The organism is Curtobacterium sp. VKM Ac-2865 (assembly GCF_015350905.1).
Classification (GTDB): domain Bacteria; phylum Actinomycetota; class Actinomycetes; order Actinomycetales; family Microbacteriaceae; genus Curtobacterium.
This window is the reverse complement of record NZ_JADKRZ010000001.1, coordinates 420,497-445,565: the sequence shown is the minus strand read 5'-3', so window position 1 is coordinate 445,565 and position 25,069 is coordinate 420,497. Positions and strand designations below refer to the sequence as shown.

Sequence of the window (25,069 nt, the reverse complement as noted above, 5' to 3'; positions counted from 1 at the left end):
CACCACTCCCATGACGACACTTCGTGACCTCTCGCTCCGGCTGCTGCGCGCAGTCACCGCGGTCGTCGCTGCCGTCCTGCTGCTACTCGGCGCCGTCACCCTGCAGAACAACGCAGCTCACACTGACACCGCCGTCACGACCCTCACCGCAGCAACGGCCAGCACCGCGAACGTCGGGCACGTGGAACCGCCGACGGTGCACATCGATGCCCACGACGGTGTCGGCGGCATCTTCTGCGCCCTACTTGGGCTCGTCGCTCTCGTCATCACGACGGCGATCACCCTCGCCCTCGCAAGCCGCATCGGGCAGCGCCAGAGGCCGTTGTTCGCCCTGTCCCGGGTCCTCGCCCGTGTGCGACCGCCGCGGACGTTTGAGCGGTGGTCTGCGGTATCGCTGACCGGGCTCGCCATCGCCCGCATCTGATCAGTCTTCCGGGCGACCCCGATCATCGGGGTCGTCAGCCGTGCCCTGCCCGCACTCGCCCCGGAATCGCTTGATCGGAACCGTGACCACCACCATCCGCACCCCTTTCCTGCCCACTCACCTCACTCGCCGCGCCGCCCTCGACGCCGAACGCGCCGCAGCCCGCGGCCTACGTCGACCCGCGCGCAGCACCTCACCGAACCGCGCAGACCGAACCCGTCGCCGACGGGCGGCGCCTTCCGTGGTGGCATCGACCGGCGCTGCCGCTGTGATGGTGCTCTTCGCATCCGCGGCGCTCCCGGCGCACACCGCTGCAGCAGCTACGCCGGAGGCTGTGGTCGCACCGGCCCTGAACGGCCAGAGCCTCACCGTCGCAGCATCGGCGCTCGACCCGACCCTGCAGCGAGACGGCTTCACGGTCACCACCCGCGCCGCGGCGGCGGTGGCGCAGCAAGGCTCGGCGCCGGCTCCGGGGGCGTCGAAGCCAGGGGCGGTGCAGTGGCCGTTCCCCGGTGGCGCGCCGTTGAGCTCGGGCTTCGGCTACCGGCTGGCGCCGTGCGCCACCTGCTCAACGAACCACCAGGGGCTCGACCTCGTGCCCGGCGCCGGCACTCCGATCCAGGTCGTCGCCGATGGCGTCGTCCGGATCGCCGGCCGGCACTCGGAGTTCGGCCAGTACGCCGTCATCGACCACCGCGTCAACGGCCGACTGGTCTCGACCCTGTACGCACACATGGTCATCGGTTCCTCACCGCTGTCCGCCGGTCAGCCAGTCACCGCCGGGGATCTGGTGGGCCTGGTCGGTTCCTCCGGCCGCAGCACGGGCGCCCATCTGCACTTCGAGGTCCACGCCAACGGCACCACCCCAATCGACCCCGCTGCCTGGCTGCGCGCCAACGCCGCCGCGATGTCATGACGAAAGGCTTTCCCGTGCGTCTGCGCGCCCTCACCCTCCTCCCGATCGCTCTTGCCACGGCGCTGCTCGTACCTGCCGCCCCGGCTGCTGCGCACGACGCGCTCGCCTCGGCGACACCGGCCGTGAACGGCACCGTTTCCGGCGATCTCGACCAGGTCACCCTGACGTTCTCCGAAGCCCCACTCGCCGGTCTGGAATCGGGCCTGATCATTCAAGTCACCGGGCCCGATGGTGCTGAAACCTCCACCGGCACGGTCCGTGTGGATGGCAGCACCCTGACGAAACCCGTCGACCTCACCAAGCCCGGCACGTACAACCTCGGCTGGCGCAGCGTCTCCGTCGACGGTCACCCCATTTCCGGCACCTACCAGTTCACTTCCATCGGAACATCCACCGTTCCAACCAGCACCCCCACCAGCACGCCGACGGCATCAGCTGCCCCGGAGCCGGCATCCGCCACGGAACCGTCCGGCACGCCTGCGGCCGCTGCAGACAGTGCGCGCGACACCGGGCCCGCGGTGTGGGTACTCGCAGGCCTGACCGCGGTGCTGATCCTCGCGATCATCGCCGTGCTGCTCATCACCCGACGCCGACCGAAGAGCACCGAATGATCCGCCGCAGCATCATTGCCGCGGTGACCGCCGCCGCCATCGTGGGCGCTGTTCTTCCCGCACCCACTGCCGCCGCAGCACCGGCACCGACCTGGGCCGACGTGCTCGCAGCCCGCGGCGACGAAGCAGCCGCGACGGCTAAAGCTGCCGAACTGACCGCACTCATCGCCACGCTCGAGGATGAGACCGCTACCGCGGCTGCAGCGGCCAAAGCGCGCGGCAAGGAGCTGCAGGAAGCCCAAGACGCTGCCGATGAGGCTGCCGGCCGCTACGACAAGCTCACCGAGCAGGCCGCCCGCGCCCGCGAAGACGCCGCCGGCGCAGAAGAGCAGATCGCGTCCTGGTCGGGCTACCTATCCCGTTCCGCCGGACGTGACCTGTCCGTCAGTGTCGGGACCGACACCGGAAACCTCCTCGAACGGCTCGGCACCGCGGCGAAAGTCACCGACACGATGAACGCCGCCCTCGAGGACGCTGCCACCCGTGCCGGCACTGCGACCGCGCTCGGACGGCAAGCCGCCGCCGCACGAATGGCCCGCGACCGGCTCCGCGACGACGCTGCAGCGACCTTCCAAACGGCGACCACCGCTGCGGACCAGGCGGCGGCCGCGGAAGCGACGCAGCGCACCCGGAAGCGTGAACTCACCGATCAGCTCGCTGTCCTCCGTAACCGGACCCTCAGCACCGAGGCGGCGTACACGGAAGCGGAACGTCGACGCGCTGCGGCGGCCCGTGCCGCGGCAGCGGCCACCGCCGCCCGTGCCGCGCAAGCACGCCCGCAGCCGGCCGCGAATCCGGGGGCAGTGTCGACGTCCGGGTGGACGATGCCGATCACCTCATACGGGTCGTACCAGTCGTACGGGAACCGCCTGCACCCCGTGCTCGGCTACTACCGCATGCACGCCGGCGACGACTTCGGCGCCCCGTGTGGCACCGGCCTCTACGCCGCATCCGCCGGCACCGTCACCTACGCCGGCCCCTACGGCGGATACGGGAACCTCATCACCATCGACCACGGCAACGGCGTCACCAGCAACTACGCCCACATGTTCGCCGGAGGGATCCTCGTCCGCGCCGGCCAACGCATCAGCGCCGGGCAGAACATCGCCGCCGTCGGCAACGCCGGCCTCTCCACCGGCTGCCACCTCCACTTCGAGATCCGCCAAAACGGTGCCGCCATCTCGCCCACACCGTTCCTCAACGCCCGCGGCGTCTAAACCCTAGGAGCCCGCCATGACACGTAGTGCCCGTATCGGTATCACCTCCGGCATCATCGCCGGCCTCGTCGTCCTCATCGTCGTGATCGCCGTCATCATCCGCGTCAGCACACCCAACGCCGCCACCCCGACCGCCGGGGACACGACCACGGCGCCTGCCGCGCCGCTCGTCCGTGACGACACTCACATCCTCGGAACGCCCGGCACCAGCGGCGTCACCGTCGTCGAGTTCCTGGACTTCGAATGCGAAGCGTGCGGCGCGTTCTACCCCTACGTCGAACAGCTCCGGAAGGACTACGCCGGCGAAGTGACCTTCGCGTTCCGCTACTTCCCTCTCCCGGGCCATGGCAACGCCCGCAACGCCGCCAACGCGGTCGAAGCCGCTGCCCGGCAAGACCGGCTCGAACCCATGTATCAGCGCATGTTCACCACACAAGCCGAGTGGGGTGAACGTGGAACCGACTCCCAAGCCGACCGGTTCCGCGGGTACGCCGAAGACCTCCGCCTCGACCTGGACCAGTACGACCGCGACGTCGCCAGCAAGAGCGTCCGCGACCGCATTCAACGAGATGTCACTGACGGTGCCGCCCGCGGGCTGCAGAGCACCCCTTCGTTCTTTGTTGACGGCGAGCTCGTGCAACTCAGCACCTACGACGACCTCGAACAAGCCCTCACCACTGCGCTCGAGCGGCAGGATGGCTGATGGCGAATCGCATCGGACAGGCGCACCGTCCCCGCTCGAACCGCTACCGGGGCACGCTGGCCAGCGCAGCCGCTCTCCTGGTCGCGCTGGCCGTCACGGGCTGTTCGGACAGCAGCAACGACGGCCTTTCTGGACAGTACAAGTCCAGCACAACCCAGAACTACGTCTCCGGCGACGGCGCTGTCACCCAGGTACCGCCCGCCGGCCGGACCGACCCCATCAGCTTCGATGCGACCGCCAGCGACGGCACCCGCTTCAACTCCGACGCTCTTGCCGGCACCGTCGTCGTCATCAACTTCTGGTACGCCAGCTGCCCACCATGCCGCGCCGAAGCGAAGCACCTCAACGCCGTCAACGAACGTTTCCAAAACCAAGACGTGCAGTTCATTGGCGTCAACGTCCGCGACCAGCGCTCCACCGCGGAAGCTTTCGAACGGCGCTTCAAGGTCAGCTATCCGTCCATCATTGATGCGAACGAGGGCCGGATGCAGCTCGCGCTCTCCGGGCAGGTGGCACCCAACGCCGTTCCCACCACCATCGTCCTCGACACGAAGGGCCGCGTCGCCGCCCGAATACTCGGAGCCATCGACGGTGTTGGAACGCTCTCTGCGCTCGTCCGCGACGAACTTCGTGACTGACCTCCGCTTCGACGGCAAGGAGCCGAACAACTGCGCTCACACTGACGGACGTTTGCGGCGAAGTTCTCCCGTCTTGGTAGCCGACCGCCTACCAAGACGAGAGGGGCCTTACTCTGCAGCAGCCCAGTCGAAGGGGGCCGGCGCAGTTGGAGTCGCTCCGTCAGTGGTTATGACGATCGCAATGTCGTCCCGGTCCTCGAGTCGGAGCTTCGGAAGCGGGGTCGACGTCTGCTCATTATTCACGAACACTCTAACCACGGTGCCGTCCCGTCCGTTGACGTAGCCACCCACCTGACGGTCCTCGAGCGCAACGCCCCATTCGGTGAAGAGCTGCCCGAGGACGAAGGACTCAGCCTTTGCTGATTCCACGTGGATGATGCCCGCAGTGTCATGCGTGTGGAGCGCAGACATCCCTCCGCTTTGCGTGTCAACGCCGATGTTTGCTGGCACGGTCACGGGCACACCGTCGATGGTGATGGAAAGATGCTGGTGCGTGTGGAGTGCTGTGCCTTCCATGCCGGCCACCTCCAACCCGGCGGCACGTGCTCGAGCAGACGGATCTGTTGGCGCAGCCCACGGTGGTGCGGTCGTGACCTCCTTCCCTGTCACCTGGTTTGCGCGCGACGCATCAGCGTGATTCTGCCCGGCGATGGCGAACCCGCCGATCGTTGCGCCGACGGCAAGCGTCACAGTGATGGCCGCGCCGAGCAGCACCCGCCGACGGCGCTGATCGCTTCGCTGGTTTGCGGCGCGATCCGCTGCCTTCTGCCGCGCGCTCTCGCGGCGCTCGCTCTTGGATGCCATCAGCTGGCCGTCCGCTCGTCAGCCTCGGGGCGGCGTGTCATTGAGTCGGTCACGTTCGATTCCATTCTCATTGGTGATTTGCTCTGTTTTCGTAGTCGCCGCGTGGCTCAAGGACTGACAGGCGGTCAGGGGGAAACCCGGCGTCTGATGGATCGACGGGGTTGCTGCCGCCGGGCATGACTTGGCGGTGCAGGAGTGCTCGGCCGAAGCCGACTGGGTTGACGGCGAAGGTCCGCCCGGACGGGGTGAGCGTCTAGGGTCGGTGCGGGGCATGCACATTCTCCACAAAGGGGCTCGATCGCAGTCGAGTGAGAGAAGAAGGTGGGATCGGTCGCGGGCCGCGGCAGTGAGGGAGGCACCGCCGCGACCCGCGCCGGTCTCACATCGACGCGAGTATGTCTTTCATCTGGGTGATCTGCTCGGTCTGGCTCGACACGATCGACTTCGCCAGGGCGACCGCGCCGGTGTTTTTGCCCTTGTCGATTTCGGCTCCCGCCATGTCGACGGCGCTGGTGTGGTGCTCGACCATCTGCTCGAGGTAGAGCTTTCCCGCGTCCGCAGCGGACGCCTTGTCGAGGGCCTCCATGTCGGGGTCGGACATCATGCCGCCCGACGTCGCGGAGTGATCCATCCCGGACATGGTCGAGGTATCGGTGGGTTCACCCCAGGTCTTCAGCCAGCCGGTCATGGTCTTGATCTCCGGCGTCTGCTCGGCCTTAATATGCTTGGCGAGGGTGACGACGTCGGCGTCAACGTCGGAGCCCTTCTCCAGGAGCATGTCGCTCATCTCGATCGCCTGCTGGTGGTGCGCGCGCATCTCCTGCGTGAACATCACGTCCTGGTCGTTGCGCTTCGACGCCGCCGATGTCGACGACGAGGACGAGTTGTCGGAAGATCCGGTGCTGTTGGTCGAGCAGCCGGCGAGGGTGAGGCCGATGGTGAATGCGGAGGCGACCACGAGGGCACGCGTGGTGGTGTGCATGAGAAGTTTCCGTTCCCGTGGATGCGTCAGGTGATCCGGGCAGGCGTGTGCCTACCCGGGGTTTCCGGGCATGCGGGAGCCTCCCGAGGTGGGTGTATCCCGCGGGAAGGAATCAGATGCGAATGACCTGCAACGCCGTCAATGACGGCGGTTTCGCTGTCGCGACGCGGCGCGCCACCCGGTCAACCAGCGCGAGTAGCCGCGCCAGGACGTAGAGGACCCCGCCGTTCCGGGCGCGCAGCAGCGCCCACGCGAACAGGGCGATTGTCAGCGCGCACGCCATCCCCATCAGCGAACACATCAGCGAACACAGCCCGCCGTCACACCCGGCGTCGCTCAACCCCGTCATCACGGTGCCTGCCGGTACAGCGGCGTGCTCAGCGTGGCCGGTGGGAGCGCTGTGGCCGTGCTCCGCACTCATGGCGCTCGACGCCGTGGTCATCGCGTGCTCGGAGCCGGTGGTGTGGCCGAGCATGCTGTGCATCAGCACCGTGAATCCGATCAACAGCAGCAACGCCAACGTCGCCATGACCTGCAGCAGCAGGCGACGACGCGGAGCATTGGCGGTGAGGAACATGCGGCTTTCGTGAGTCCGACGGGTCAGGGGTGCGGAATCCATGGTGCGGCAGCAGCTCAAGCGGAAGCAACCGGCGGAGCGGATTCACGGCCACACGGATCAGCTTGGGAACACATCACGGGAATCGGCGTTAGACGTCTAGGGTACCCCCTGGGGGTACCAGAACGAGACGTTGACAGCGACCGACGAGGAGCACCATGAACGCGCACGAGGACCACAAGATGGCCGAACAAAAGGGCAGTCACGGGGCGACGACCTGGTCGATGGCTGCGCAAGCGACGCTGCACTGCCTCACCGGGTGCGCGATCGGCGAAGTGCTCGGCATGGTCATCGGCACCGCCACCGGCCTGCACAACACCGGGACGATCATCCTGTCGATCGTGCTCGCGTTCATCTTCGGCTACGCCCTCACGATGCGCGGCGTCATCCGATCCGGACTGACGTTCTCCGCCGCGTTCAAAGTCGCTCTCGCCGCCGACACCGTGTCGATCGCCATCATGGAGATCATCGACAACACAGTCATCGTCGCTGTCCCCGGCGCCATGGACGCGCAGCTAAGCGACTGGCTGTTCTGGAGCTCCCTCGCGTTCTCGCTCCTGGTTGCATTCATCGTCACCACCCCCGTCAATCGATGGATGATCAGCCGCGGGCGCGGTCACGCCGTCGTTCACGGCCACCACTGAGGAGATCCGCGGCTACGCGGGTTCGGCCTACTTTGCCGGCACGGCGATGAGGCCGGCGAGGGTGTCGAGGGCGCCGGGGACGAGGGAGAAGTACGCCCACGTGCCACGCTTCTCGCGGTGCAGGATTCCGGCGTCGACGAGCACCTTGAGGTGGTGCGAGACGGTCGGCTGCGACAGGCCAAGCGGTTCCTGCAGGTCGCACACGCACGCCTCGGCGCCGTCGTGCGCGGCGACCATCGAGATCAGCCGGAGCCGTGCCGGGTCAGCGATCGCCTTGAGCGACTTCGCGAGGACCTCTGCGGACGCCTGATCCATCGCCTCGGTGGTGACGGGCGAGCAGCACGCGGTGACGTCCTGGATGGGGAGCAGCTCGATCGTCATGGGCTCATCCTCCCACGGGCTTCGACACGCGTCTATATTTGCGTTCATCGATATCGACGTGCTTCGATGTGCGGGCCGGCTTTCGGCTTCCCGCTCGATCCGTGAAGGACCAGCCTGATGACTCATCTCCTCGCCGTCGGTGGCAGCGACGCCGGCATTGCCGCGGCGCTCCGTGCCCGTGAACTCGACCCGTCCACGGATGTGACGGTGGTGCTCGCGGACGAGTTCCCGAACTTCTCCATCTGCGGCATCCCGTACTGGGTGTCCGGTGACGTCGTCACGGAAGCGTCCCTCGCGCACCGCACCCGTGCTGACCTTGAAGCCGCTGGCATGGCGGTCCGCTCCTCGACCTGGGCCTCGGCCGTCGACGTCGACCGCCGCTTTCTGACCGTCACCGGTCCCGCCGGCGAGGAGGAGATCTCATACGACGAGCTGCTGATCGCGACCGGTGCTGAGCCGGTGCGCCCCGCGGGGGTGCCGTTCGGGGAGCAGCGCATCCATCTGCTGCACTCGATGACCGACGCCGAGCAGGTCGTCGACGCCCTCGAGCTCTTGCCCGCGGGCAGCCGCGTCGCGGTCGTCGGTGCCGGCTACATCGGCCTGGAGATGACCGAGGGCCTCGTCGCGCGCGGGTTCGACACGACGCTCATCCAGCGCAGCGCGGAAGTGCTCTCCACCCTCGACTCGGAGCTCGGGTCTCTCGTGACCGCCGAGGTGCGCCGCCACGGCGCGACGGTCCTCACCGGTGCCACCGTCACGGGCATCACCCCGGGCGGCAATGGGCAGTGGCGTGTCGCCACCAGCTCCACGTCCGGTGACGCGGAGGGCACGTTCGCGCTCGTCGTGGTCTGTGTCGGGGTCCGTCCCGTCACGGACCTCGCGGTCGCCGCGGGTGCGCGGCTGGGGCAGGGCGGAGCGATTGTCGTCGACGCCAGCATGCGGACCGGGGTGCCGCATGTGTGGGCGGCTGGTGACTGCGTCGTGACGCATCACCGCCTCCTGGGCACCACGTGGTTGCCGCTCGGGACGACAGCGCACAAGCAGGGTCGCGTCGCTGCGGAGAACATGCTCGGCGGCTCGAAGACGTTCGCCGGGTCGGTGGGGACGCAGGTGGTGAAGGTGTTCGACCTCGTCGCCGCCCGCACCGGCCTCCGCCAGCACGAGACCGGCCATCTGGACGTGTCGCCGCTGACGCGGGTGACGGTGGCGGATGACCACAAGCGGTACTACCCGGGCGCCGTCCCGCTGACGATCAGCGTCACCGGCGACCAGTCCACCGGTCGGCTGCTTGGTGCGCAGATCGTCGGGCAGCGGACTGCGGAGATCAGCAAGCGCATCGACACGTTCGCCACCGCTCTCCACGCGGAGCTCACGGTGGACGACGTGATCGATCTTGACCTCAGCTACACGCCGCCGCTCGGGTCCCCGTGGGACGCCGTGCAGGTCGCCGCGCAGGGCTGGGAACGCGCCGCCGCCGCAGAGAACCTGGCTGCATCAAGCCAGGCCGGGGTGACTGCCTGATGGTGATGGCTGTGGTCGCTGCGGCGATCTTCGTTGCGACGCTCGTGGTGGTGATCTGGCAACCCAAGGGGTTCCCGATCGGCTACACCGCGCTCATCGGCGCTGTCATCGCCCTCGCCACCACCGTCGTCGGCCTCTCCGACGTCCCGACCGTGGTCGGGATCGTGTGGAACGCGACGCTGACCTTCGTCGCGGTGGTGCTGATCTCGTTGATCCTCGACGAGGCCGGGTTCTTCGAGTGGGCAGCCCTCCACGTCGCCCGCTGGGGCCGCGGCAACGGACGGCTGCTGTTCGTCCTGATCGTGGGCCTCGGCGCGGTCATCGCGGCGGTGTTCGCCAACGACGGGGCCGCGCTGATCCTCACCCCGATCGTCGTCGGGATGCTCCGAGCGTTGAACATGCCGCAGAAAGCGGCGCTCGGGTTCATCCTCGCCACCGGGTTCATCGCCGACACCGGCAGTCTGCCGCTGGTGGTGTCGAACCTGGTCAACATCGTCTCCGCCGACTACTTCCACCTCGGCTTCGCCGAGTACGCCGCCGTCATGATCCCCGTCGGCATCGTCTCCGTCCTGGCCTCCCTCGGCATGCTGCTGCTGTACTTCGGCAGGAGCATCCCGAAGCGGTACGACGTCCTCGCCCTCACCAGCCCCGCCGCCGCGATCACGGACCGTGCGACGTTCCGCGCTGGCTGGGTCGTCCTCGCGCTGCTGCTGGTCGGCTACTTCGCCGCCGACCCGCTCGGCGTCCCGCTCGCCGCTGTCGCCGGCGTCGGAGCCGTCGTCATCGTTGCCGCGGCTTCACGGCAGCCCGCGTTCCTCTTCGCTCGTGCCGAGGCCGCACCGGTCCTCGTCGCAACCGGCGGTACTGCCACCGTCAGCGCAGGCAGCACCGGGCCGGGTGCGCCGTCGGGGCGGGTGATCCCGGTGTGGAAGACGATCCGGGAGGCGCCGTGGCAGATCGTGCTGTTCTCCATCGGCATGTACCTCGTCGTCTACGGCCTCCAGAACCAGGGCCTCACTGACCACCTCGCGACGCTGTTCGACGTGCTCGGTGACCACGGGGTCCTCGTCACCGCGCTCGGCGTCGGGTTCACCATCGCGATCCTCGCGTCCCTGATGAACAACATGCCCACCGTCCTCATCGCCGCCCTTGCCATCGGCGGTGCCGGCGCGACCGGGCTGACACACGAGGTGATGGTCTACGCCAACGTCATCGGCTCCGACCTCGGCCCGAAGATCACCCCCATCGGCTCCCTCGCAACGCTGCTGTGGTTGCACGTGCTGGAAAAGAAGGGCATCCACATCGGGTGGGGGCAGTACTTCCGCACCGGCATCATCCTCACCATCCCCGTCCTCGCCATCACCCTCGCCGCCCTCGCCGGCTGGCTCACCCTCATCCACTGAACCCGGAAAGACACACACTCATGAGTGACAAGCCCACGATCCTGTTCGTCTGCGTCCACAACGCCGGACGCTCCCAGATGGCCGCCGGCTACGCCCAGGCCCTCGGCGGCGACCGCGTCGAGGTCATCTCCGCCGGCAGTGCGCCGAAGGACCAGATCAACCCGATCGCGATCCAGGCGATGGCCGAAGACGGCATCGACATCGCCGGCAACCAGCCGAAGATCCTCACCACCGACGCCGTCCGCGACTCCGACGCCGTCATCACCATGGGATGCGGCGACGCCTGCCCGATCTTCCCCGGGAAGCGGTACGAGGACTGGGAACTCACCGACCCCGCCGGCCGCGGCATCGAGGACGTCCGCCCCATCCGCGACGACATCAAGCACCGCGTCCAGACGCTCCTCGCCGAGCTGCTGCCCGCCGAAGCAACCGCGTAACGACCAGGAAGCCGCAGACCATGACGCTCACCCTCACCGTCCCACCCCGGACCGACGCGGACCGCCTCACCGGACTCCCCGTCGCGATCATTGGTGCCGGCCCCGTCGGCCTCGCTGCCGCCGCGCACCTCCTTGAGCGCGGCCTCGATGTCGTCGTCTACGAAGCTGGGCCGACCGTGGGGACGAGCGTTCGCGCTTGGGGGCACACGCGGCTGTTCTCCCCGTGGCAGTACGTCATCGACCCTGCCGCCCAGCGCCTCCTGGAAGCCACCGGCTGGGAAGCACCTCGAGCGGCGTCGTTGCCCACTGGCCACGACCTCGTCGACACGTACCTGGCACCCCTCGCTGCGACCCCGCAGCTCGCACCGGTGATCCAGTACGGCACCCGCGTGGCGGCGGTGTCACGGCAGGGCATGGACCGCACCCGCTCCACCGGCCGCGCCGACACCCCGTTCCTGCTCCGCCTCCACACCGCCGACGGTGCACACGACGTCACTGCCCGTGCGGTCGTCGACACCTCCGGCACCTACACGTCCCCGAACCCTCTCACTGCTGCTGGGCTCGCACCCGCCGCTGACCTCGGCGACCGGGTCGTCCACGCGCTCCCTGACGTCCTCGGCGCCGACCGTGACCGGTTCGCCGGTCGTCGGGTCCTCGTCGTCGGTGCCGGCCACTCCGCCGCGAACACGCTCATCAAGCTCGCCAGCCTCGCCAAGACCGCGCCGGGTACCGAAGTGCTGTGGGCGATCCGCAACCCGGGCACGGCCCGGCTCGGCGCGGACGCAGCCGATGGGCTCGCCGCCCGCGGGCAGCTCGGTTCCACCGTCCACGAGCTCGTCGAATCCGGTCAGGTGCAGCAGATCGCCCAGTACGAGATCGACGACGTCCAACCCGACGGCGACCAAGTCACCATCACCGGACGCCGCGCCGGCGAGCCCTTCGCGGTGACGGTCGACGTCATCGTGAACGCGACCGGGTTCCGACCCGACCTCAACATGCTCCGCGAAATCCGCCTCGGACTCGACGACATCGTCGAAGCACCCCGCGCCCTCGCACCACTGATCGACCCGAACCTGCACTCCTGTGGCTCTGTTCCCCCGCATGGTGTCGCCGAGCTTGCGCACCCGGAGCCGAACTTCTTCATCGCCGGCATGAAGTCCTACGGCCGAGCACCCACCTTCCTGCTCCTCACCGGCTACGAGCAAGTCCGCTCCATCGCCGCCGAACTCGCAGGCGACCACACCGCAGCGCGCCTGGTCGAACTCGTCCTCCCCGAAACAGGCGTCTGCTCCACCGACGTCGGTGGCAGCTCCTGCTGCACCGCCCCCGCCGCCACCGCGACTCCTGCCGCTGACGACGCTGCCTGCTGCACTCCGCCTGAGTCGGCTACTGACCGCACCTCGTGCTGCACCAAGTGACCGGGAGTGGCAGCCATGACCACGAAGCCCACCGTCCTGTTCATCTGTAAACACAACGCCGGCCGCTCACAGCTCGGCGCAGCGCTCCTCGAACTCGCAGCACCCGACCGCTACACGGCCACCTCCGCCGGCATCAGCCCAGCCGACGAGGTGAACCCCTCGATCGCTGCGACCGTGGGCGAACTCGGCCTCGACATCACGGGACGCGTGCCGCGGCGAGTGACGCCCGACCTGCTCGAACAGGCGGACATCGTCGTGCTCATGAAGCCCGGCCTCGAGCTCCCCGCAGAACCACGCGGCACGGTCCTGGAGTGGTCGTTCCCCGACCCCACCTCCTGGTCACCGGAAGACGTGCGACCAATGCGGGACGCCGTCGCAGAACGCATCGAACGAGAACTCCTGCAGCCGTAGTGACCAGGCCGCCCGGATAGGGAGCGAAGTCAGAAGCGCGACTCAGAGAGAAGCTGCCTACTGTTGTACATCGCCAATGGCCCACGCATCGTGCTGTGGCAGGAGGGGGAAATCATGCCAGAGGATCCAGAACGGCAGGCGTTCGAGGACGCGCGGGCGCAGGTGCGCTCGATGGCAGAGCAGCAGAACCGTCAGCCCAAGGTTTTCATAGAGGTCAAAGATCGGGATCTGATCACGCTGATGGATCGGTTCGCGGGATCGCTTGAGTTCCACTCGATGTTGGTCGCCGGGCAGCTGATGGCCGAGGTGAGCCGTCGCCAGCTGTGGGACGCGGTCCTGGAGCGACGGACCGCGATGCTGTCTCGTATGCACCCCGCAGAGGATGTTTCTGCGCTTCGGGACAAGGCTCGGGCGTCGCTCGATCACTTCCAGAACGAGCACTTCCCCGTTGATCCTGACGTTTTCGGGGAGGACGGGTTAGATGCGGAGCGGGGCTGGAACGGGTACATCCAGTTCTGACGTCGACATTCGTGAGGTCCGGCCTCCCCCTCCAGCGCGCTGTCTCGGGGCTTGGCCAGGTGCTCCTGCCGCCCCATCAGGTCGGGGATATCGCGAGTGAGGCTGAGCAGGTCTTCGGTGCAGGATCTATCTCAAGCGCCGGGTCTCGAGTAGTTCCAGCAACGGCTGCACCCGGCGGCCCTCGGTAAGCCATTCGATGGGCGTCGCCGGTTCACCGTGGATGCGCGTGTACGGGTGTGGTGTCGTCATGAAGCCGAGGATCGACGTCGGGTGCATGTCGTTGTCGAACGCTCCGGCCAACGTCGATAGGTGATCCAGCACCGGGTGGTTAGGGTCGTCGGTGAATTGCCATGCCGGGAAGCGCAGCTCGTCGTCGCACACGAACGCGAACAGGTTGCCGGACACGAGGTGGGTGAGGACCCGTGCCGTTCCGGTATCCAGCCAGTCGGCCGCTTCCTCAAGGGTGAGGGAGGCACTCATTCCGCGCTGCCAAGAACGGCGTTCGGCTGCGTCGAGCTCGCCGCGCGCGACGGCGGACTTTGCAGCTTCGTACCGCTGCCGAGTACCGAACGCCGACTCGATGAGTGCGTCTTCCTCGTCAGGTGTGAGATCTCGGCCGGTTCGAGGACGCGGCGGGTTGTGGCGTGGCCCGAAATCTCGACCGCCGGCGTGAACACCGATTAGTCGTGGGAAGGCGCGGTCTTGCCGCGGCGGGTCAAGATCGCGGTCCCGGGTGACCAACACAGCGTCGTCGGCATCCGCGAAGTCCATGGTGGCGTTGCTGCGGACGCTGTCCGGCAGGTCGTCACCCGTCAGGGCGGCGAGAGCAACACGTGCGCGTGCCCGCGCGATCTGTACCCGTGACGTCATCAGGCACTCCCCTCTTGTTTGACTTCTAGGTCCCCCACAGTTGCCGCCTGGAGGGGTGGTGGGTTGAGGTCGATTGCGAGACACGAAGGGCGGAACTGTGTGCATCCGAGGCGTCCTACCGCCAATTCGCGGCTTCGAGATGGTCGAGCACGACCTGGACGTCGCCGCCGATCGTCAACCACTCGACGGGCGTGAAGGACTCATTGGTCCCCTCGATCTCGAGGTCCGCGTTGTACATGTAGCCGAGGATCGTGGATGGATGTTTCTGATCACCCCACGCCGGCGTGAGTCGTGCAAGGCCGGGAAGGACTGGTATCGCTGGGTCATCGGTGAATTGCCACGCCGGGTACCGCAACTCCCCGTCGCACACGAAGGCTGTCACTTGCCCCGTAGCGAGGAGCGCGTGCAGCTCAGCGTCGTTGATGCGCAACCAGTCCGCGGCTTCCTCGGCGGTCAACGCAGAGACGAGCCCCTCAAGTTCCGTGCGACGTTCCACGTTCTCCAGCTCGCCGCGGGCGACTTCGGCCTTCGAGTCCTCGTACTCTTCCCGGGTCCAGCCGCCGAACCGGATGAGGAACTCCTGCTCCTCGAGTGTCCCTTGTCGGCCACGCGGAACTGTGGGTGGCTCAGCGACTCGGCCATAGTCGCGGCCGTGCGCGATGACACCGGCGAGGGAGTTGAAGCTCGATAGGGGGACGTTCACAGTGGTCGCTTCCGCTGCTTCAGCCGGAGTGTGGATGCCGCTCCCCAGCCAACCTCACCGGTCACCCCGTCCTCCGAGTACGAGATCTTGGAGGCGCGAAGCAGACCCCTCGAGCACAAGCAGCAAGGTCCGCACCACGGGCCAAGGCGATCCGCCCGCGATCAGATGTTCTCTTGGACTGCACCGCGCGCCGCCCCGCTGCAAGTGCGGGTCTTCGGAGCACATCAGGCGAGCAACTAGTGCTGGCGGCGCGTCAGGCGGTACGCACTGCAGCACCGTCGGTAGAACATCGGAGATGAGCTCCAAAGTCTTGGCACCGGCGTCGATGAACTGCCACGAGGGGAACAGCAAGGCTCCAGCCCGCTCGAATCCCCAGAGCTGTCGAGAAGCCACGTCAGCCCGAAGCTCATGGAGAGTACTCCCCCGTCGTCGGGCCACGTCATCGGCCCGCAACACTGCCGCATGTTCGATCGATATGGCTCGGACCAGCACGGTCATGAGATTTCGGTCGCTCAGCTCCGCTTCCCATTGGAACTCGTCACCGACCGCGCCGATCCACTGAAGGATGAGAGCTCGCTTCGCCGTTCCCAGCGGACTCGGCCGGTTGAGCGCCGTTAGCGATTCGGCGATCTGCTCAACCGTTGCGTAGAACTCGAGTCCAAGCGATTCGATGGCCGCCTCCAGCGCGGCGAGCGACATCTGACGCGAGGCGGCAGACCTCACCGGCGAAGGGGCCGCCTCTGATGCTTCCAACGCCACTTCCTCACCTGCCAGCCGCTCGCAACACGTCTCATGCCGCGTGCTGATTATAATCAGCACATGGGAAAAGGCGAGCGAGGCGCGGGTTCTGGTTCACCCCGCCTCACGATCGAAGCCACAACCGGTGCCAGAGTGGAAGTCTCTTGGCTGGACGCGGTCGTGGTCCCCGAGGCCGCGCGTATCGACTACCGAACAGTCGGCCGCCGCGGCGACTTCGTCGTCACCGTCGGAGCTACCGAGCTCGTCGCCGTCTGTGACCTCGACTCCGGCGAGTACGTCATCAGCGGACAGCTTGGAGGCGACGAATCGGCTGCGGCGCTGATGCGCGACCTACTGAGGCGCCGCCTTCAACACCTCCATGAAGCTCCCATCGAGTCACGGCAGCGCTTCGAGGGACGCCTCCGTTCCCTCGCCGACATGTCAGGCGGAACCTGGTTTGCTTTCGAAACGGTGTTCGACCTCTAACGTTCGGGTCGTCGCCACAGCTCGGTGTCGAGGGCAAGCTCAAGCCGAGCGAGCGTGGCGAGATCCGGCCAGGAACGACCGGCCAGAACACCGAGCAACGTTGTGTGGTGCACTCCAGCAGCCGTCGCGACCGCGCGCGTGCTCTGAGTTCCCATTGCCTCCCTCAGCCGCACCACGAAGGTACGAGCCGCTTCCGCGATCGCATCGTCGGCGGGAATCTCCGGCCAGGGCGCCGGCGCGAGCTCGAACGGTCGCTGTCGGGGAGTTCTGCTCACGCGTCCCAGCGTAGAGCGCGAAGCCGCCTCAACCGACGGCCGGCAGTCGATCCATACCAGTCAAGGGCCGGATGCCGGCCCAACGCCTGCGGCGCGAGGCGCCGGTCGATCGCGAAGGCGAGGGCCGGCGACACTCCGTGCGTTGCCCCCATGTGGGAGGCTTCGGGACCGGTCACTTGGCTCGGCCCGCTCGATAGGGCGCGCTGCGAGCGAATGAGGCGAACCGGACGAGAGTCGGGTCTTGTGCTCTTGGCACCGGGCAGCGTATGTTTCCTGCATTTAGTGCAGGATTCCACGAAGAGAGTTCACATGGCAGGCGCGATACCAGGCGCGGTCCCGAGGCATCTAAAGGATCGCTCCGTTCAGCTGTTCCGGGCCGACGAGCGCGTGTTCGAAGCAATGGTCGACGGGTGGACAAGCCAGATGCTCGCGCGCGGTCTGCAGACCTCGTCGATCGAGCCAAAGCTCAGCCTCATCCGGAGGTTTCAGAACTACACCGGCACCTACCCGTGGTCGTGGGGACCGGCCGACCTCGACGAGTTCCTCGCGGAGCACCGCCTCGGTGAGCACGCGTACGCCTTGTCGACGTTGCGGGCGTACAGCAATGCGATCGCAGCGTTCTGCGGGTACGTCGCGAACATCGCGTACGGCTGGGGGGACTACTGCGAGGCAATGTTCGGCGAGATCCCGGCGCAGATCGTCTTCGAGTGGAACTCCCCACGCCACACCGCTGACGATGCTCGGGATCCACGGCGACGCGCCTTCACTGTCTCGGAGCTGCAAGCCCTGTTCGACCACATCGACGATCAAGTGGACTTCGCTTACCGGAAGCGTCTGAAGCAGTGGCCGGCCCTGATGCGGAATTCGACGGCGTTCAAGGTCGGTTATGCGTTCGGGCTCCGACGTCGCGAGCTCGCGATGCTCGAAATCAGTGATTTTGGGCCCAACCCGCATGTTCCGGATTACGGCCTGTTCGGTGCGTTGACAGTGCGCTGGGGCAAGGGCACGAAGGGGTCCGGGCCGCGCCGACGCACTGTGTTGACGGTCCCCGAATTTGAGTGGGTAGTCCCACTCCTGTCGACCTGGCTCTCCCCCGGCCGCCGCGACCGGTTCAAGACCGCAGACCGGTCCAGCGCCCTCTGGCCAACCGAACGCGGCCGCGTCGCCGTCAGCACAGTCGGTGACGCCTTCGTAGCCCTCCGTCGCGCCGTCGGCTACGACGAAGGCCTGAACCTGCACTGCCTCCGGCACTCCTACGTCACGCACCTGTTAGAGGCTGGCTACGACGCAACGTTCGTCCAAACGCAGGTCGGTCACCGCCATGCCTCAACGACCAGTCTCTACACATCGGTCGGATCGGACTTCAAGCAGAAGATCCTGCAACAGATGATCTCCACCCGGATCGTCCAGCGAGAGGAACACCACGATGAGTGAGCAGCGACGAATCGGCTACCGCTGGAACCTCCGCACCCTAATGGCGCAGCACAACCTCTGGAAGAGCACCGAACTCGTTCCGTTGTTGCGAACCCGCGGCATCGACCTCTCGGAGAGCCAGGTCTACCGTCTCGTCACGGGCACCCCAGAACGGATCCCCGCTCGAACGTTCGCTGCGCTCTGCGACATCCTCGACTGCACCCCGAATGACCTCTTCGAGCCGTTTGTCGAGATGCGAGCAGCCGGCCGTGTAAACGCCCCCGAGCCGGGCGAGGAACCCCCCGCCATGAACGGTAACCCCGTGGCTCATCGGATCCGCCTCGCCGACGACCATGGCTAGGCCGAAGGCGCCCGAGGACGCAGATGCCTACGAGGCCTGCGGCCGCTGCGGCGAACACCGGCCCGTCGCCGCGCGTTGGCCGGACGGGCTCATCTGCCAGAACTGCTACCGGAAGGCGATCCGAACGTCGGGCACCTGCGCTGTCTGTGGGCACGTCGGCATCCTGCCCGGGACAGCCGACGACGGCCCTACCTGCCGCACATGCTCGGGCGTCCGGATCAACGTCGACTGCGTGCTTTGCGGCGCCGAGGACGAGCTCTATTCTCAGGGTCGGTGCTGGTCATGCGCGCTCTCCAACTACGTCGACACTGCCCTTTCCGCGCCGGACGGCGGCGTCCCCGCACAGCTCGAACCCTTGGCTGACGCCCTCAAGCGAATGCAGCGCGCAAACTCCGGGTTGACCTGGATTCGGCAGGACCACGTACAAGCCACGCTTCGGATGATCGCTACGGACGGGACCATCACACACGAGGCGATCGACGAGCTACCAAAATCGAGAACGCGGGACTTCGTCCGCGGTCTCCTGATCGAGCACGGCGTGCTCCCTCGACGCGATCACTACCTCGCAGCCTTCTCCGAGTGGCTGACACAGATCCCAAACCGCGTCGCCGACGACGAGCATCGTCGCCTGGTTGACCGATGGATCCGATGGAGCTTCCTACGGAAGTTTCGCGCCATGGACGAAGTGCCTCGAAATGCATTCCTGCGCGCCAAGCAGTCGATCACGGTGGGCGTCGACTTCCTCAACTGGCTCACCGAGCACCACGTCACGTTCGTCGACACAACGCAGGGCGACGTCGACCGTTGGCTCACCAGCGGACCCTCAACGAGGCAGTTCATCGATCGGCTCATCCCTTGGGCACAGAGCGCTCGGCTGATCAACCGGGACCTGATCGTTCCCCGACACCGCCGTGGAACCGCCCCGCGGATGAGCGCCTCCGACCAGGCCAGCGTCACCGAACGGCTCGTCCACACCGACGAACTCTCACCGCGAGACCGGGCGATCGGAATCCTGGTCCTCGTGTTTGGCCAGCAGCTCCGCAAGAGCCTCGAACTACGATGGAGCGACATCACGGTCAACGAGGACACTGTCTGTGTTCGGCTCGGCTCCATCGACCTCGAACTGCCCCCGCCGCTGGATGCACCCTGGCGGGAGCTCCTCGCAGAACCCGTGAACCTCCGCACCGCGTCACACCCGAGCAGCGACTGGGTCTTTACCGGTCAATCACCAGGACGACCGATTGATCCCGGTCACATTGCCACCCACCTACGCGACGTCTTCAGCGCTCGAGCCGCCCGCCTCGGAGCCCTGCACGAACTCAGCAAACTCGGCCCCGTCCCGATCGTCGCGGAGGCGCTGGGCTACTCCTCCGAGACGATCGAAGCGCACCGCGTCGACTCCGGTTCCACCTACGCGCAATACGTCGGCGCGGTTAGGCGACAGCGCTTGTGAACGATCTGTCAATCAGGACGATTCGATCGTTCCACCTGCAACCAGGGAACAAGCTTTGCGAAGGAAGGAGGAAGATCGTCGCCCGACAAGAGCGCCGGCCAGTCAACAGTCGCAGCAAAAGAGTGAACAGGCACACCGGGTCGGGTTGCCATCGGGTGCAGGTGAATGCCATCGACATCATGCGGGACGGCGGATCCTCCGCGTGAGGTCAGCCATTGCGCTTCCGAAGCAGCGTCGTGCTCGACGAGCATCTTGCGAAACGCCTCAAGTTCGTCCCGTCGGAACGCAAAGTAGTCACGGAGAGCGTCCGCAAGTTTCATGTCTCCGTCATGCAGGACAGCCGTCGCTCGGGAGATGAACTCCAGCACTTCCCAAAGGAAGTGTTGGACGTCCCGCCAACCGGAGCTCACCTCAACGGCAAGCGCAATTGGCACATCCTCGACCGCTGCCCCCGCAATCACCTCCGTAGAGCGATACTCGACAAAATCTTTGCAGTTTTCAACGGGTGCTAGCGGCGTGACCCAGTCAACCCAGCACTCTCCTGCGCTCGCGGGCGGCGGAAACAAGTGATCGAAAAGCATCACAAACTCAGCGTCAGGCACCACGGCTAATCGCAGCGGTGCCTGGTGTTTGTCGTCATTGTGCACCTTGGCGAACTCACTGAGCGTGCCACTACCCGTTACGAATGGCTGAAGCTCTTCTAGATTCTTCAGCTGATCGGGGGTTAGAGCCTTCATATATGGCTGTCCGGCGAGCGAATTCCAGTCCTCCTCGGTTGCCGCGATAGGAAAGTAGGTCGATCGCTCTTGTCTGGCCGTTAGAGGCGGGGATGCTTGCCTCGTCACTGCGTCGAACATGGCAATGTCGAGAACGGATCGTCCTCGGGCGAGGATATCCCGAAAGTCTTCGATAACGTCAAACGGCAGTAGTTCACCTAAGACCCCATACCGATAGACGACTCTATGCACACCGTCGCTTCGAGGAATTGCCCTTACAACCAGGTGCTCGTTTTTTCGGTCCGACTGCGAGCCGAGAAAGTCGAAGGATTCCTGAATGAGCCTTGCGAAGCGAGCTCCCCAGACAGGAAGCGTCGGCGTCGGCGGTGAGGACATCTCACTGAGGGTAGTCAAGTGGTGGCCGCGGCGCGACACCTGTTCGTGTCGACTCCGGCCGTCCTCACACGCGCGGTTACCAGTTATGAGGACGGGGCTGGAGGCCCGATCGCGGCAGCCGCTACGGACGCGACCCGCGCAGTTCCGGGAACTGCTCGTCTCGCCACTCGCCTTCGATGCCCGCGCCACCCGCAGCCGCTGCACGCTCCTCACGCTCGCGCAGCTCCACGCGACGGATCTTGCCCGAGATCGTCTTCGGCAGCTCCGCGAACTCGACCCGTCGCACCCGCGCGTAGGCCGGCAGCGCGGTACGAGCATGCTCGAGCACCTGCTTCGCGGTCTCGGCCGTCGCCTCCCACCCGGCGGCCAAGGTCACGTACGCCTTCACGATGTTGAGTCGGGCGTCGTCAGGAGCTGGCACGACGGCGCTCTCCGCCACGGCAGGGTGCTGCAGCAGGGCGCTCTCGACCTCGAACGGCGAGACCTTGTAGTCGGAGGACTTGAACACGTCGTCGGTCCGGCCGATGAAGGTCAGTTCGCCGTCCACGTCGCGGGAGGCGATGTCCCCCGTGTGAAAGAACCCGTCGCGCATCGACGCTGCGGTCCGCTCGGGGTCGCCGAGGTACTCCGCCATCAGGTTGACGGGTCGTTCGCGGAGATCGAGACAGACCTCACCCTCGTCCCCCGGCTGCCCGGTCACCGGGTCCAGCAACGTCACGGTGACACCGGGCAGGGGGCGCCCCATCGCACCCGGCGTGAGGTCGGCACCCGGAGCGTTCCCGATGATGGCCGTCGTCTCGGTCTGCCCGTAGCCATCACGGATGACCAAGCCCCAGGCCTCGGCGACCCGCTCGATGACCTCGGGGTTGAGTGGTTCACCGGCGGACACGATCTCCCGTAGCGCCCGGGGCCGCTCCCCCAGATCGGCCTGCAGCATCATCCGCCAAGCGGTCGGCGGCGCGCAGAACGTGCTCACCTCGGCCGTGTTCATCTGAGTCAGGAGCGCAGCGGGGTCGAAGCGCGGGGTGTTGTGGATGAACACCGTGGCCTCGGCGATCCAGGGCGCGAAGAAACAGCTCCAGGCGTGCTTCCCCCATCCGGGAGAACTGATCGCCAGGTGCACGTCCCCGGGCCGCAGACCGAGCCAGTGCATCGTGCTGAGGTGCCCGACGGGGTAGGACGTCTGCGTGTGTGCGACCATCTTCGGCTTCGACGTCGTCCCGGACGTGAAGTAGACGAGACAGGGGTCGGACGTGCGGGTCACCACGACGGGCCGCGACTCCCCCGCAGGCGCTTGCTCGCCGAGATCTGACGGGTACTCCGTCCAACCGTCCGCCGCACCACCGATGACGATGCGCGAGAAGGTGCCACGGACACCGTCGTACTTCGCCGTCTCGCCGTGGTTCGTGACGACGTGCGCCACGGACCCGCGGTCGACGCGGTCCTGCAGATCGGAGGTGTCGAGCATCGTCGACGTCGGCAGGATCACGGCACCGAGCTTGATCACCGCCAGCATGGTCTCCCAGAGCTCGAGCTGGTTGCCGAGCATGACCAGGACGTGGTCACCCTTCCGCACGCCGTGCTCGTGCAGGCGCGCGGCCAGGCGGTCGGACCTGGCTGCCATCTCCGCGTAGCTGAGCCGCTGCTCCGCGCCGGCCGCGTCGACGATCCAGAGCGCGATGCGGTCGTTGCCGGCGGCGATGACGTCGAACCAGTCGTTCGCCCAGTTGAACGTGTCTCCGAGATCCGGCCACCGGAACTCGGCGCTCGCGGCGTCGGCGGACTCCGCGGCGAGCAGCTGGTCGCGGGCAGCGCGGTATGCATCGGTCGGTGAGGGCACCGTCCGATCATGCCGCATCCGTTCGACGCCGGTGCCACTGACGGAGGCCGGCGTGGTCGCGGCGGCGCGGTCGGCGGAGATCGCGGACCAGGGGGTCGACGGTCAGCCCGCCAGCATCGCCTTGATGCTGCGCCGCTCGTCCATCGCGCGGTACCCCTCGGCGACGTCCGCCAACGGCAGCGTCAGGTCGAACACCGCCCCGGCGTCGTAGGTGCCAGCCATCGTGCGCGCGACGAGGTCGGGCAGGTAACGGCGCACCGGGGCGAGACCGAAGCGCAGCGTCAGGTGCTGCACGAACGGCTGGAAGATGCCGAGCTGCGGGCTGGTGTGCGGGACGCCGACCGCGCCGATGGTGCCACCGACGCGGGCCATGCCGATCGCTGTCGCCCAGGACTCCGGGGTCCCGACGGCCTCGACGACGTGTCGGACGCCGAGTCCCCCGGTCATCTCGCGGACGGCGGCGACGGCGTCGTCGCCGCGGACGCTCACGACGTCGGTGGCACCGTACGTGCGACCGATCGCCGCGCGGTCCTCGTGGCTGCTCATCAGGATGACCCGCTCGGCGCCGAGGACGGACCGGGCACCCAGGACCGCGGCGAGCCCGACGGCGCCGTCACCGATGACCGCGACGGTCGAGCCCTCGGTGACGTCGGCCAGGACGGCACCGTGCAGGCCGGTGCCCGCGACGTCGCTCAGCGCGAGCAGGGACGGCAGCAGGTGCTCGTCGACCCCCGCGAGGCCGCCGGGCACGACGACGAGCGTGCCGTCGGCCAGGGGCACCCGGACGGCGTCCCCCTGTCCCCCGTCGGCGCCGGGCGCACCGAAGGTACCGCCGTGTTCACATCGGGTGTTGATGCCGTCCAGGCAGGCCGGGCAGGTGCCGTCGGACCACTGGAACGGAGCGACGACGAGGTCTCCCACCGTGACGGTGTGGACGTCGGACCCGACCTCCTCGACGACGCCGATGAACTCGTGGCCGAGGCGCGACCCGGGCTCGCGCTGGGTCACCCCGCGCCAGGACCAGAGGTCGGACCCGCAGACGCAGGACCGGACGACGCGGACGACCGCGTCCGTGGGCTGCTGCAGGGCGGCGTCGGGGACGTCCTCGACGGTGACGTGGCCGGCGGCCTGGTAGAGGGCTGCGCGCATGGGGATGGCTCCAGTTCAGACAGGGTCGGTCAGCGGCCGGCGACGGCGCTGACGGGCGTGGGGAGGTCGCGGACGAAGGCGGCGAGCTCGTCGAGGTTCGCGCGCTCGCACGTGCGGCGGCCCTCCTCGACGTCGTGGACCATGGCGACGATGCGGTCGAAGACGGGGCCCTGGATGTCCTTGTGCACCTCGTCGACCTCGGTCTTGCGCTTGCGCACCATGAGGTCGCGCCAGATCCCGGACCGGGCCTTGGCGCTGCGGCGGTTGAACGCGGCGAGGCGGTCGAGCGAGCCGGGCAGGTCGTCCGGCACGAAGCCGTCGAAGGACTCGACCTGGACGGGCGCCTGGTCGATGGCCTCCTGCGCGACGGCGATCATCAGGTCGCGGTACTCCGGCAGCGAGAGCGAGTCGGCGATGGTCAGGTCCGAGACGGCCCCGGCCCAGAGCATCGCGCCGTAGGCCTCCTTCCCCCACAGGTACCCGAGGACGTTCTCCGTCGGCAGCGCGTACGGCATCGCGTCCGCGAGCAGGCCCACGCGCGGGGTGATCGCTCCCCCGGCGAGCTCGCCGATCCGGAACGCGGCGATGTTGCCCTGCAGGATCCGGCCCGGCTCGAGGTAGTCGGCGCCGACGTTGATGAAGCTCGACACCACGCGCTCGGCACCGACCACCTCCGACAGGGTGTCGGCGGTGAGCCCGTTCTGGGTGGTGAGCACGTACCCGTCAGGGGCGAGCACCTCGGCGAGCACCCGGGCGGCGGACGCGGTGTGCAGGCTCTTCACCGCGACGACCGCTGCCCCGACGCCGCCTGGGCCGACCCGTGCCGGCAGCTCCTCCGGCGTGACGGCGTCCACGCGGACCGTGAAGTCCTCGACGGGGCCCTCGATGTGCATTCCTTCGGCGTTGATCGCGGCGACGTGGTCGGCGTCCGCGTCGCACAGCAGCACGCCGTGCCCGGCGCGGGCCATGTGTGCGCCGATGGTGCCGCCGATCGCGCCGGCGCCGATGATCGTGATGTCCACGG

At 67.3% G+C, this 25,069-nt stretch carries 29 protein-coding genes; 17 read left to right on the top strand and 12 right to left on the bottom strand.

Annotation, left to right across the window (positions count from 1 at the left end; translation table 11 throughout):
- Window positions 1-10 precede the first annotated feature (10 nt).
- The 6 genes from ITJ54_RS02010 to ITJ54_RS01985 all read left to right on the top strand — a co-directional run bounded on the left by ITJ54_RS02010 (window position 11) and on the right by ITJ54_RS01985 (window position 4,509).
- Window positions 11-424 carry a hypothetical protein gene (locus ITJ54_RS02010; RefSeq protein WP_055950183.1) on the top strand — a complete coding sequence of 138 codons (414 nt, stop codon included), beginning with the start codon at window positions 11-13 and terminating at the stop codon, window positions 422-424.
- A gap of 334 nt (window positions 425-758) precedes the next feature.
- Window positions 759-1,340 carry a M23 family metallopeptidase gene (locus ITJ54_RS02005; RefSeq protein WP_146245333.1) on the top strand — a complete coding sequence of 194 codons (582 nt, stop codon included), beginning with the start codon at window positions 759-761 and terminating at the stop codon, window positions 1,338-1,340.
- A gap of 14 nt (window positions 1,341-1,354) precedes the next feature.
- Window positions 1,355-1,951 carry a copper resistance CopC family protein gene (locus tag ITJ54_RS02000; protein WP_194625645.1) on the top strand — a complete coding sequence of 199 codons (597 nt, stop codon included), beginning with the start codon at window positions 1,355-1,357 and terminating at the stop codon, window positions 1,949-1,951.
- On the top strand, window positions 1,948-3,168 hold the full coding sequence (locus ITJ54_RS01995; protein ID WP_111108198.1) for a M23 family metallopeptidase: 1,221 nt from the start codon (window positions 1,948-1,950) through the stop codon (window positions 3,166-3,168). The genes ITJ54_RS02000 and ITJ54_RS01995 overlap by 4 nt, the downstream gene beginning before the upstream one ends.
- Before the next feature lie 16 nt (window positions 3,169-3,184).
- Window positions 3,185-3,871 (top strand): DsbA family protein, encoded by a 687-nt coding sequence (locus tag ITJ54_RS01990; protein WP_055950170.1) that lies wholly within the window; start codon window positions 3,185-3,187, stop codon window positions 3,869-3,871.
- Complete coding sequence (locus ITJ54_RS01985; RefSeq protein ID WP_194625644.1) at window positions 3,871-4,509, top strand: TlpA family protein disulfide reductase; 639 nt, start codon at window positions 3,871-3,873, stop codon at window positions 4,507-4,509. Before ITJ54_RS01990 ends, ITJ54_RS01985 begins: the two co-directional genes overlap by 1 nt.
- Before the next feature lie 108 nt (window positions 4,510-4,617).
- On the opposite strand, the gene ITJ54_RS01980 is transcribed toward ITJ54_RS01985, so the two are convergent.
- From ITJ54_RS01980 to ITJ54_RS01970, 3 genes are all read right to left on the bottom strand, one after another.
- Window positions 4,618-5,313: a hypothetical protein gene (locus ITJ54_RS01980; RefSeq protein ID WP_146245334.1), complete on the bottom strand. Its 696-nt coding sequence runs from the start codon at window positions 5,311-5,313 to the stop codon at window positions 4,618-4,620.
- Window positions 5,314-5,692: 379 nt separating this feature from the next.
- Window positions 5,693-6,295: a DUF305 domain-containing protein gene (locus ITJ54_RS01975; RefSeq protein ID WP_082473852.1), complete on the bottom strand. Its 603-nt coding sequence runs from the start codon at window positions 6,293-6,295 to the stop codon at window positions 5,693-5,695.
- A gap of 112 nt (window positions 6,296-6,407) precedes the next feature.
- Window positions 6,408-6,872, bottom strand: coding sequence for a hypothetical protein (locus ITJ54_RS01970; RefSeq protein WP_055950158.1), 465 nt, complete (start codon window positions 6,870-6,872; stop codon window positions 6,408-6,410).
- 197 nt (window positions 6,873-7,069) lie between these two features.
- On the opposite strand from ITJ54_RS01970, the gene ITJ54_RS01965 reads away from it, so the two are divergent.
- Window positions 7,070-7,555, top strand: a complete 486-nt coding sequence (locus ITJ54_RS01965) for a DUF4396 domain-containing protein (RefSeq protein ID WP_200919307.1) — start codon at window positions 7,070-7,072, stop codon at window positions 7,553-7,555.
- 27 nt (window positions 7,556-7,582) lie between these two features.
- Here the strand turns inward: ITJ54_RS01965 and ITJ54_RS01960 are convergent, their stop codons facing one another.
- A complete protein-coding gene (locus tag ITJ54_RS01960; RefSeq protein WP_055950155.1) occupies window positions 7,583-7,936 on the bottom strand; it encodes an ArsR/SmtB family transcription factor in 354 nt (117 codons plus the stop codon).
- 117 nt (window positions 7,937-8,053) lie between these two features.
- Here ITJ54_RS01960 and ITJ54_RS01955 point away from each other — a divergent pair, with 117 nt between their 5' ends.
- The 6 genes from ITJ54_RS01955 to ITJ54_RS01930 all read left to right on the top strand — a co-directional run bounded on the left by ITJ54_RS01955 (window position 8,054) and on the right by ITJ54_RS01930 (window position 13,645).
- Window positions 8,054-9,457 carry an FAD-dependent oxidoreductase gene (locus ITJ54_RS01955; protein WP_194625643.1) on the top strand — a complete coding sequence of 468 codons (1,404 nt, stop codon included), beginning with the start codon at window positions 8,054-8,056 and terminating at the stop codon, window positions 9,455-9,457.
- Between the two features lie 5 nt (window positions 9,458-9,462).
- Window positions 9,463-10,860: an arsenic transporter gene (locus ITJ54_RS01950; RefSeq protein WP_194625642.1), complete on the top strand. Its 1,398-nt coding sequence runs from the start codon at window positions 9,463-9,465 to the stop codon at window positions 10,858-10,860.
- Window positions 10,861-10,880: 20 nt separating this feature from the next.
- Window positions 10,881-11,297, top strand: a complete 417-nt coding sequence (locus ITJ54_RS01945; protein ID WP_194625641.1) for an arsenate reductase ArsC — start codon at window positions 10,881-10,883, stop codon at window positions 11,295-11,297.
- A gap of 20 nt (window positions 11,298-11,317) precedes the next feature.
- A complete protein-coding gene (locus ITJ54_RS01940) occupies window positions 11,318-12,715 on the top strand; it encodes an FAD-dependent oxidoreductase (protein WP_194625640.1) in 1,398 nt (465 codons plus the stop codon).
- 15 nt (window positions 12,716-12,730) lie between these two features.
- Window positions 12,731-13,126, top strand: a complete 396-nt coding sequence (locus ITJ54_RS01935; RefSeq protein WP_194625639.1) for a low molecular weight phosphatase family protein — start codon at window positions 12,731-12,733, stop codon at window positions 13,124-13,126.
- 63 nt (window positions 13,127-13,189) lie between these two features.
- The gene (locus ITJ54_RS01930; protein WP_123937936.1) at window positions 13,190-13,645 is read left to right on the top strand and encodes a hypothetical protein; all 456 of its coding nucleotides are present in this window, start codon (window positions 13,190-13,192) and stop codon (window positions 13,643-13,645) included.
- A 126-nt stretch (window positions 13,646-13,771) separates the two neighbouring features.
- On the opposite strand, the gene ITJ54_RS01925 is transcribed toward ITJ54_RS01930, so the two are convergent.
- From ITJ54_RS01925 to ITJ54_RS01915, 3 genes are all read right to left on the bottom strand, one after another.
- Window positions 13,772-14,515, bottom strand: coding sequence for a hypothetical protein (locus ITJ54_RS01925; RefSeq protein WP_123937933.1), 744 nt, complete (start codon window positions 14,513-14,515; stop codon window positions 13,772-13,774).
- Between the two features lie 115 nt (window positions 14,516-14,630).
- Entirely contained in the window at window positions 14,631-15,218 is a 588-nt protein-coding gene (locus ITJ54_RS01920; protein ID WP_194625638.1) for a hypothetical protein, read from the bottom strand.
- Between the two features lie 54 nt (window positions 15,219-15,272).
- Window positions 15,273-15,977 carry a hypothetical protein gene (locus ITJ54_RS01915; protein WP_123937927.1) on the bottom strand — a complete coding sequence of 235 codons (705 nt, stop codon included), beginning with the start codon at window positions 15,975-15,977 and terminating at the stop codon, window positions 15,273-15,275.
- Window positions 15,978-16,037: 60 nt separating this feature from the next.
- Here ITJ54_RS01915 and ITJ54_RS01910 point away from each other — a divergent pair, with 60 nt between their 5' ends.
- The gene (locus ITJ54_RS01910; RefSeq protein ID WP_123937924.1) at window positions 16,038-16,442 is read left to right on the top strand and encodes a hypothetical protein; all 405 of its coding nucleotides are present in this window, start codon (window positions 16,038-16,040) and stop codon (window positions 16,440-16,442) included.
- On the opposite strand, the gene ITJ54_RS18200 is transcribed toward ITJ54_RS01910, so the two are convergent.
- Window positions 16,439-16,717: a helix-turn-helix domain-containing protein gene (locus ITJ54_RS18200; protein WP_216099621.1), complete on the bottom strand. Its 279-nt coding sequence runs from the start codon at window positions 16,715-16,717 to the stop codon at window positions 16,439-16,441. The two genes, ITJ54_RS01910 and ITJ54_RS18200, sit on opposite strands and share 4 nt — an antisense overlap.
- Window positions 16,718-16,999: 282 nt before the next feature.
- Between ITJ54_RS18200 and ITJ54_RS01900 the strand changes: the two genes are divergently transcribed.
- From ITJ54_RS01900 to ITJ54_RS01890, 3 genes are read left to right on the top strand one after another with little or no spacing between them, the layout of a single operon-like run.
- Window positions 17,000-18,151, top strand: coding sequence for a tyrosine-type recombinase/integrase (locus tag ITJ54_RS01900; RefSeq protein WP_260154742.1), 1,152 nt, complete (start codon window positions 17,000-17,002; stop codon window positions 18,149-18,151).
- Window positions 18,144-18,491 carry a helix-turn-helix domain-containing protein gene (locus tag ITJ54_RS01895; protein ID WP_123937922.1) on the top strand — a complete coding sequence of 116 codons (348 nt, stop codon included), beginning with the start codon at window positions 18,144-18,146 and terminating at the stop codon, window positions 18,489-18,491. Before ITJ54_RS01900 ends, ITJ54_RS01895 begins: the two co-directional genes overlap by 8 nt.
- A complete protein-coding gene (locus ITJ54_RS01890; protein ID WP_123937919.1) occupies window positions 18,484-19,944 on the top strand; it encodes a Fis family transcriptional regulator in 1,461 nt (486 codons plus the stop codon). The genes ITJ54_RS01895 and ITJ54_RS01890 overlap by 8 nt, the downstream gene beginning before the upstream one ends.
- An 8-nt stretch (window positions 19,945-19,952) precedes the next feature.
- Here ITJ54_RS01890 and ITJ54_RS01885 read toward each other — a convergent pair whose 3' ends face one another.
- The 4 genes from ITJ54_RS01885 to ITJ54_RS01870 form a co-directional block, all read right to left on the bottom strand.
- Window positions 19,953-21,056, bottom strand: a complete 1,104-nt coding sequence (locus tag ITJ54_RS01885) for a hypothetical protein (RefSeq protein WP_194625637.1) — start codon at window positions 21,054-21,056, stop codon at window positions 19,953-19,955.
- A 121-nt stretch (window positions 21,057-21,177) separates the two neighbouring features.
- Complete coding sequence (locus ITJ54_RS01880; RefSeq protein WP_416354886.1) at window positions 21,178-22,914, bottom strand: AMP-binding protein; 1,737 nt, start codon at window positions 22,912-22,914, stop codon at window positions 21,178-21,180.
- Between the two features lie 84 nt (window positions 22,915-22,998).
- Window positions 22,999-24,045, bottom strand: coding sequence for a zinc-binding dehydrogenase (locus ITJ54_RS01875; protein ID WP_194625635.1), 1,047 nt, complete (start codon window positions 24,043-24,045; stop codon window positions 22,999-23,001).
- A 29-nt stretch (window positions 24,046-24,074) separates the two neighbouring features.
- Window positions 24,075-25,067, bottom strand: a complete 993-nt coding sequence (locus ITJ54_RS01870) for a ketopantoate reductase family protein (RefSeq protein WP_194625634.1) — start codon at window positions 25,065-25,067, stop codon at window positions 24,075-24,077.
- Between the last annotated feature and the right edge of the window lie 2 nt (window positions 25,068-25,069).

Coding starts and splice junctions, on each gene's coding strand:
- ITJ54_RS01985 (WP_194625644.1), top strand. CDS start 3,871: ATGGCGAATCGCATCGGACAGGCGCACCGTCCCCGCTCGAACCGCTAC.
- ITJ54_RS01965 (WP_200919307.1), top strand. CDS start 7,070: ATGAACGCGCACGAGGACCACAAGATGGCCGAACAAAAGGGCAGTCAC.
- ITJ54_RS01945 (WP_194625641.1), top strand. CDS start 10,881: ATGAGTGACAAGCCCACGATCCTGTTCGTCTGCGTCCACAACGCCGGA.
- ITJ54_RS01955 (WP_194625643.1), top strand. CDS start 8,054: ATGACTCATCTCCTCGCCGTCGGTGGCAGCGACGCCGGCATTGCCGCG.
- ITJ54_RS01990 (WP_055950170.1), top strand. CDS start 3,185: ATGACACGTAGTGCCCGTATCGGTATCACCTCCGGCATCATCGCCGGC.
- ITJ54_RS01875 (WP_194625635.1), bottom strand. CDS start 24,045: ATGCGCGCAGCCCTCTACCAGGCCGCCGGCCACGTCACCGTCGAGGAC.
- ITJ54_RS01975 (WP_082473852.1), bottom strand. CDS start 6,295: ATGCACACCACCACGCGTGCCCTCGTGGTCGCCTCCGCATTCACCATC.
- ITJ54_RS01895 (WP_123937922.1), top strand. CDS start 18,144: ATGAGTGAGCAGCGACGAATCGGCTACCGCTGGAACCTCCGCACCCTA.
- ITJ54_RS01950 (WP_194625642.1), top strand. CDS start 9,463: ATGGCTGTGGTCGCTGCGGCGATCTTCGTTGCGACGCTCGTGGTGGTG.
- ITJ54_RS01980 (WP_146245334.1), bottom strand. CDS start 5,313: ATGGCATCCAAGAGCGAGCGCCGCGAGAGCGCGCGGCAGAAGGCAGCG.
- ITJ54_RS01960 (WP_055950155.1), bottom strand. CDS start 7,936: ATGACGATCGAGCTGCTCCCCATCCAGGACGTCACCGCGTGCTGCTCG.
- ITJ54_RS01925 (WP_123937933.1), bottom strand. CDS start 14,515: ATGACGTCACGGGTACAGATCGCGCGGGCACGCGCACGTGTTGCTCTC.
- ITJ54_RS01995 (WP_111108198.1), top strand. CDS start 1,948: ATGATCCGCCGCAGCATCATTGCCGCGGTGACCGCCGCCGCCATCGTG.
- ITJ54_RS01940 (WP_194625640.1), top strand. CDS start 11,318: ATGACGCTCACCCTCACCGTCCCACCCCGGACCGACGCGGACCGCCTC.
- ITJ54_RS02010 (WP_055950183.1), top strand. CDS start 11: ATGACGACACTTCGTGACCTCTCGCTCCGGCTGCTGCGCGCAGTCACC.
- ITJ54_RS01880 (WP_416354886.1), bottom strand. CDS start 22,914: ATGCGGCATGATCGGACGGTGCCCTCACCGACCGATGCATACCGCGCT.
- ITJ54_RS01910 (WP_123937924.1), top strand. CDS start 16,038: ATGGGAAAAGGCGAGCGAGGCGCGGGTTCTGGTTCACCCCGCCTCACG.
- ITJ54_RS01885 (WP_194625637.1), bottom strand. CDS start 21,056: ATGTCCTCACCGCCGACGCCGACGCTTCCTGTCTGGGGAGCTCGCTTC.
- ITJ54_RS01890 (WP_123937919.1), top strand. CDS start 18,484: ATGGCTAGGCCGAAGGCGCCCGAGGACGCAGATGCCTACGAGGCCTGC.
- ITJ54_RS01970 (WP_055950158.1), bottom strand. CDS start 6,872: ATGTTCCTCACCGCCAATGCTCCGCGTCGTCGCCTGCTGCTGCAGGTC.
- ITJ54_RS01935 (WP_194625639.1), top strand. CDS start 12,731: ATGACCACGAAGCCCACCGTCCTGTTCATCTGTAAACACAACGCCGGC.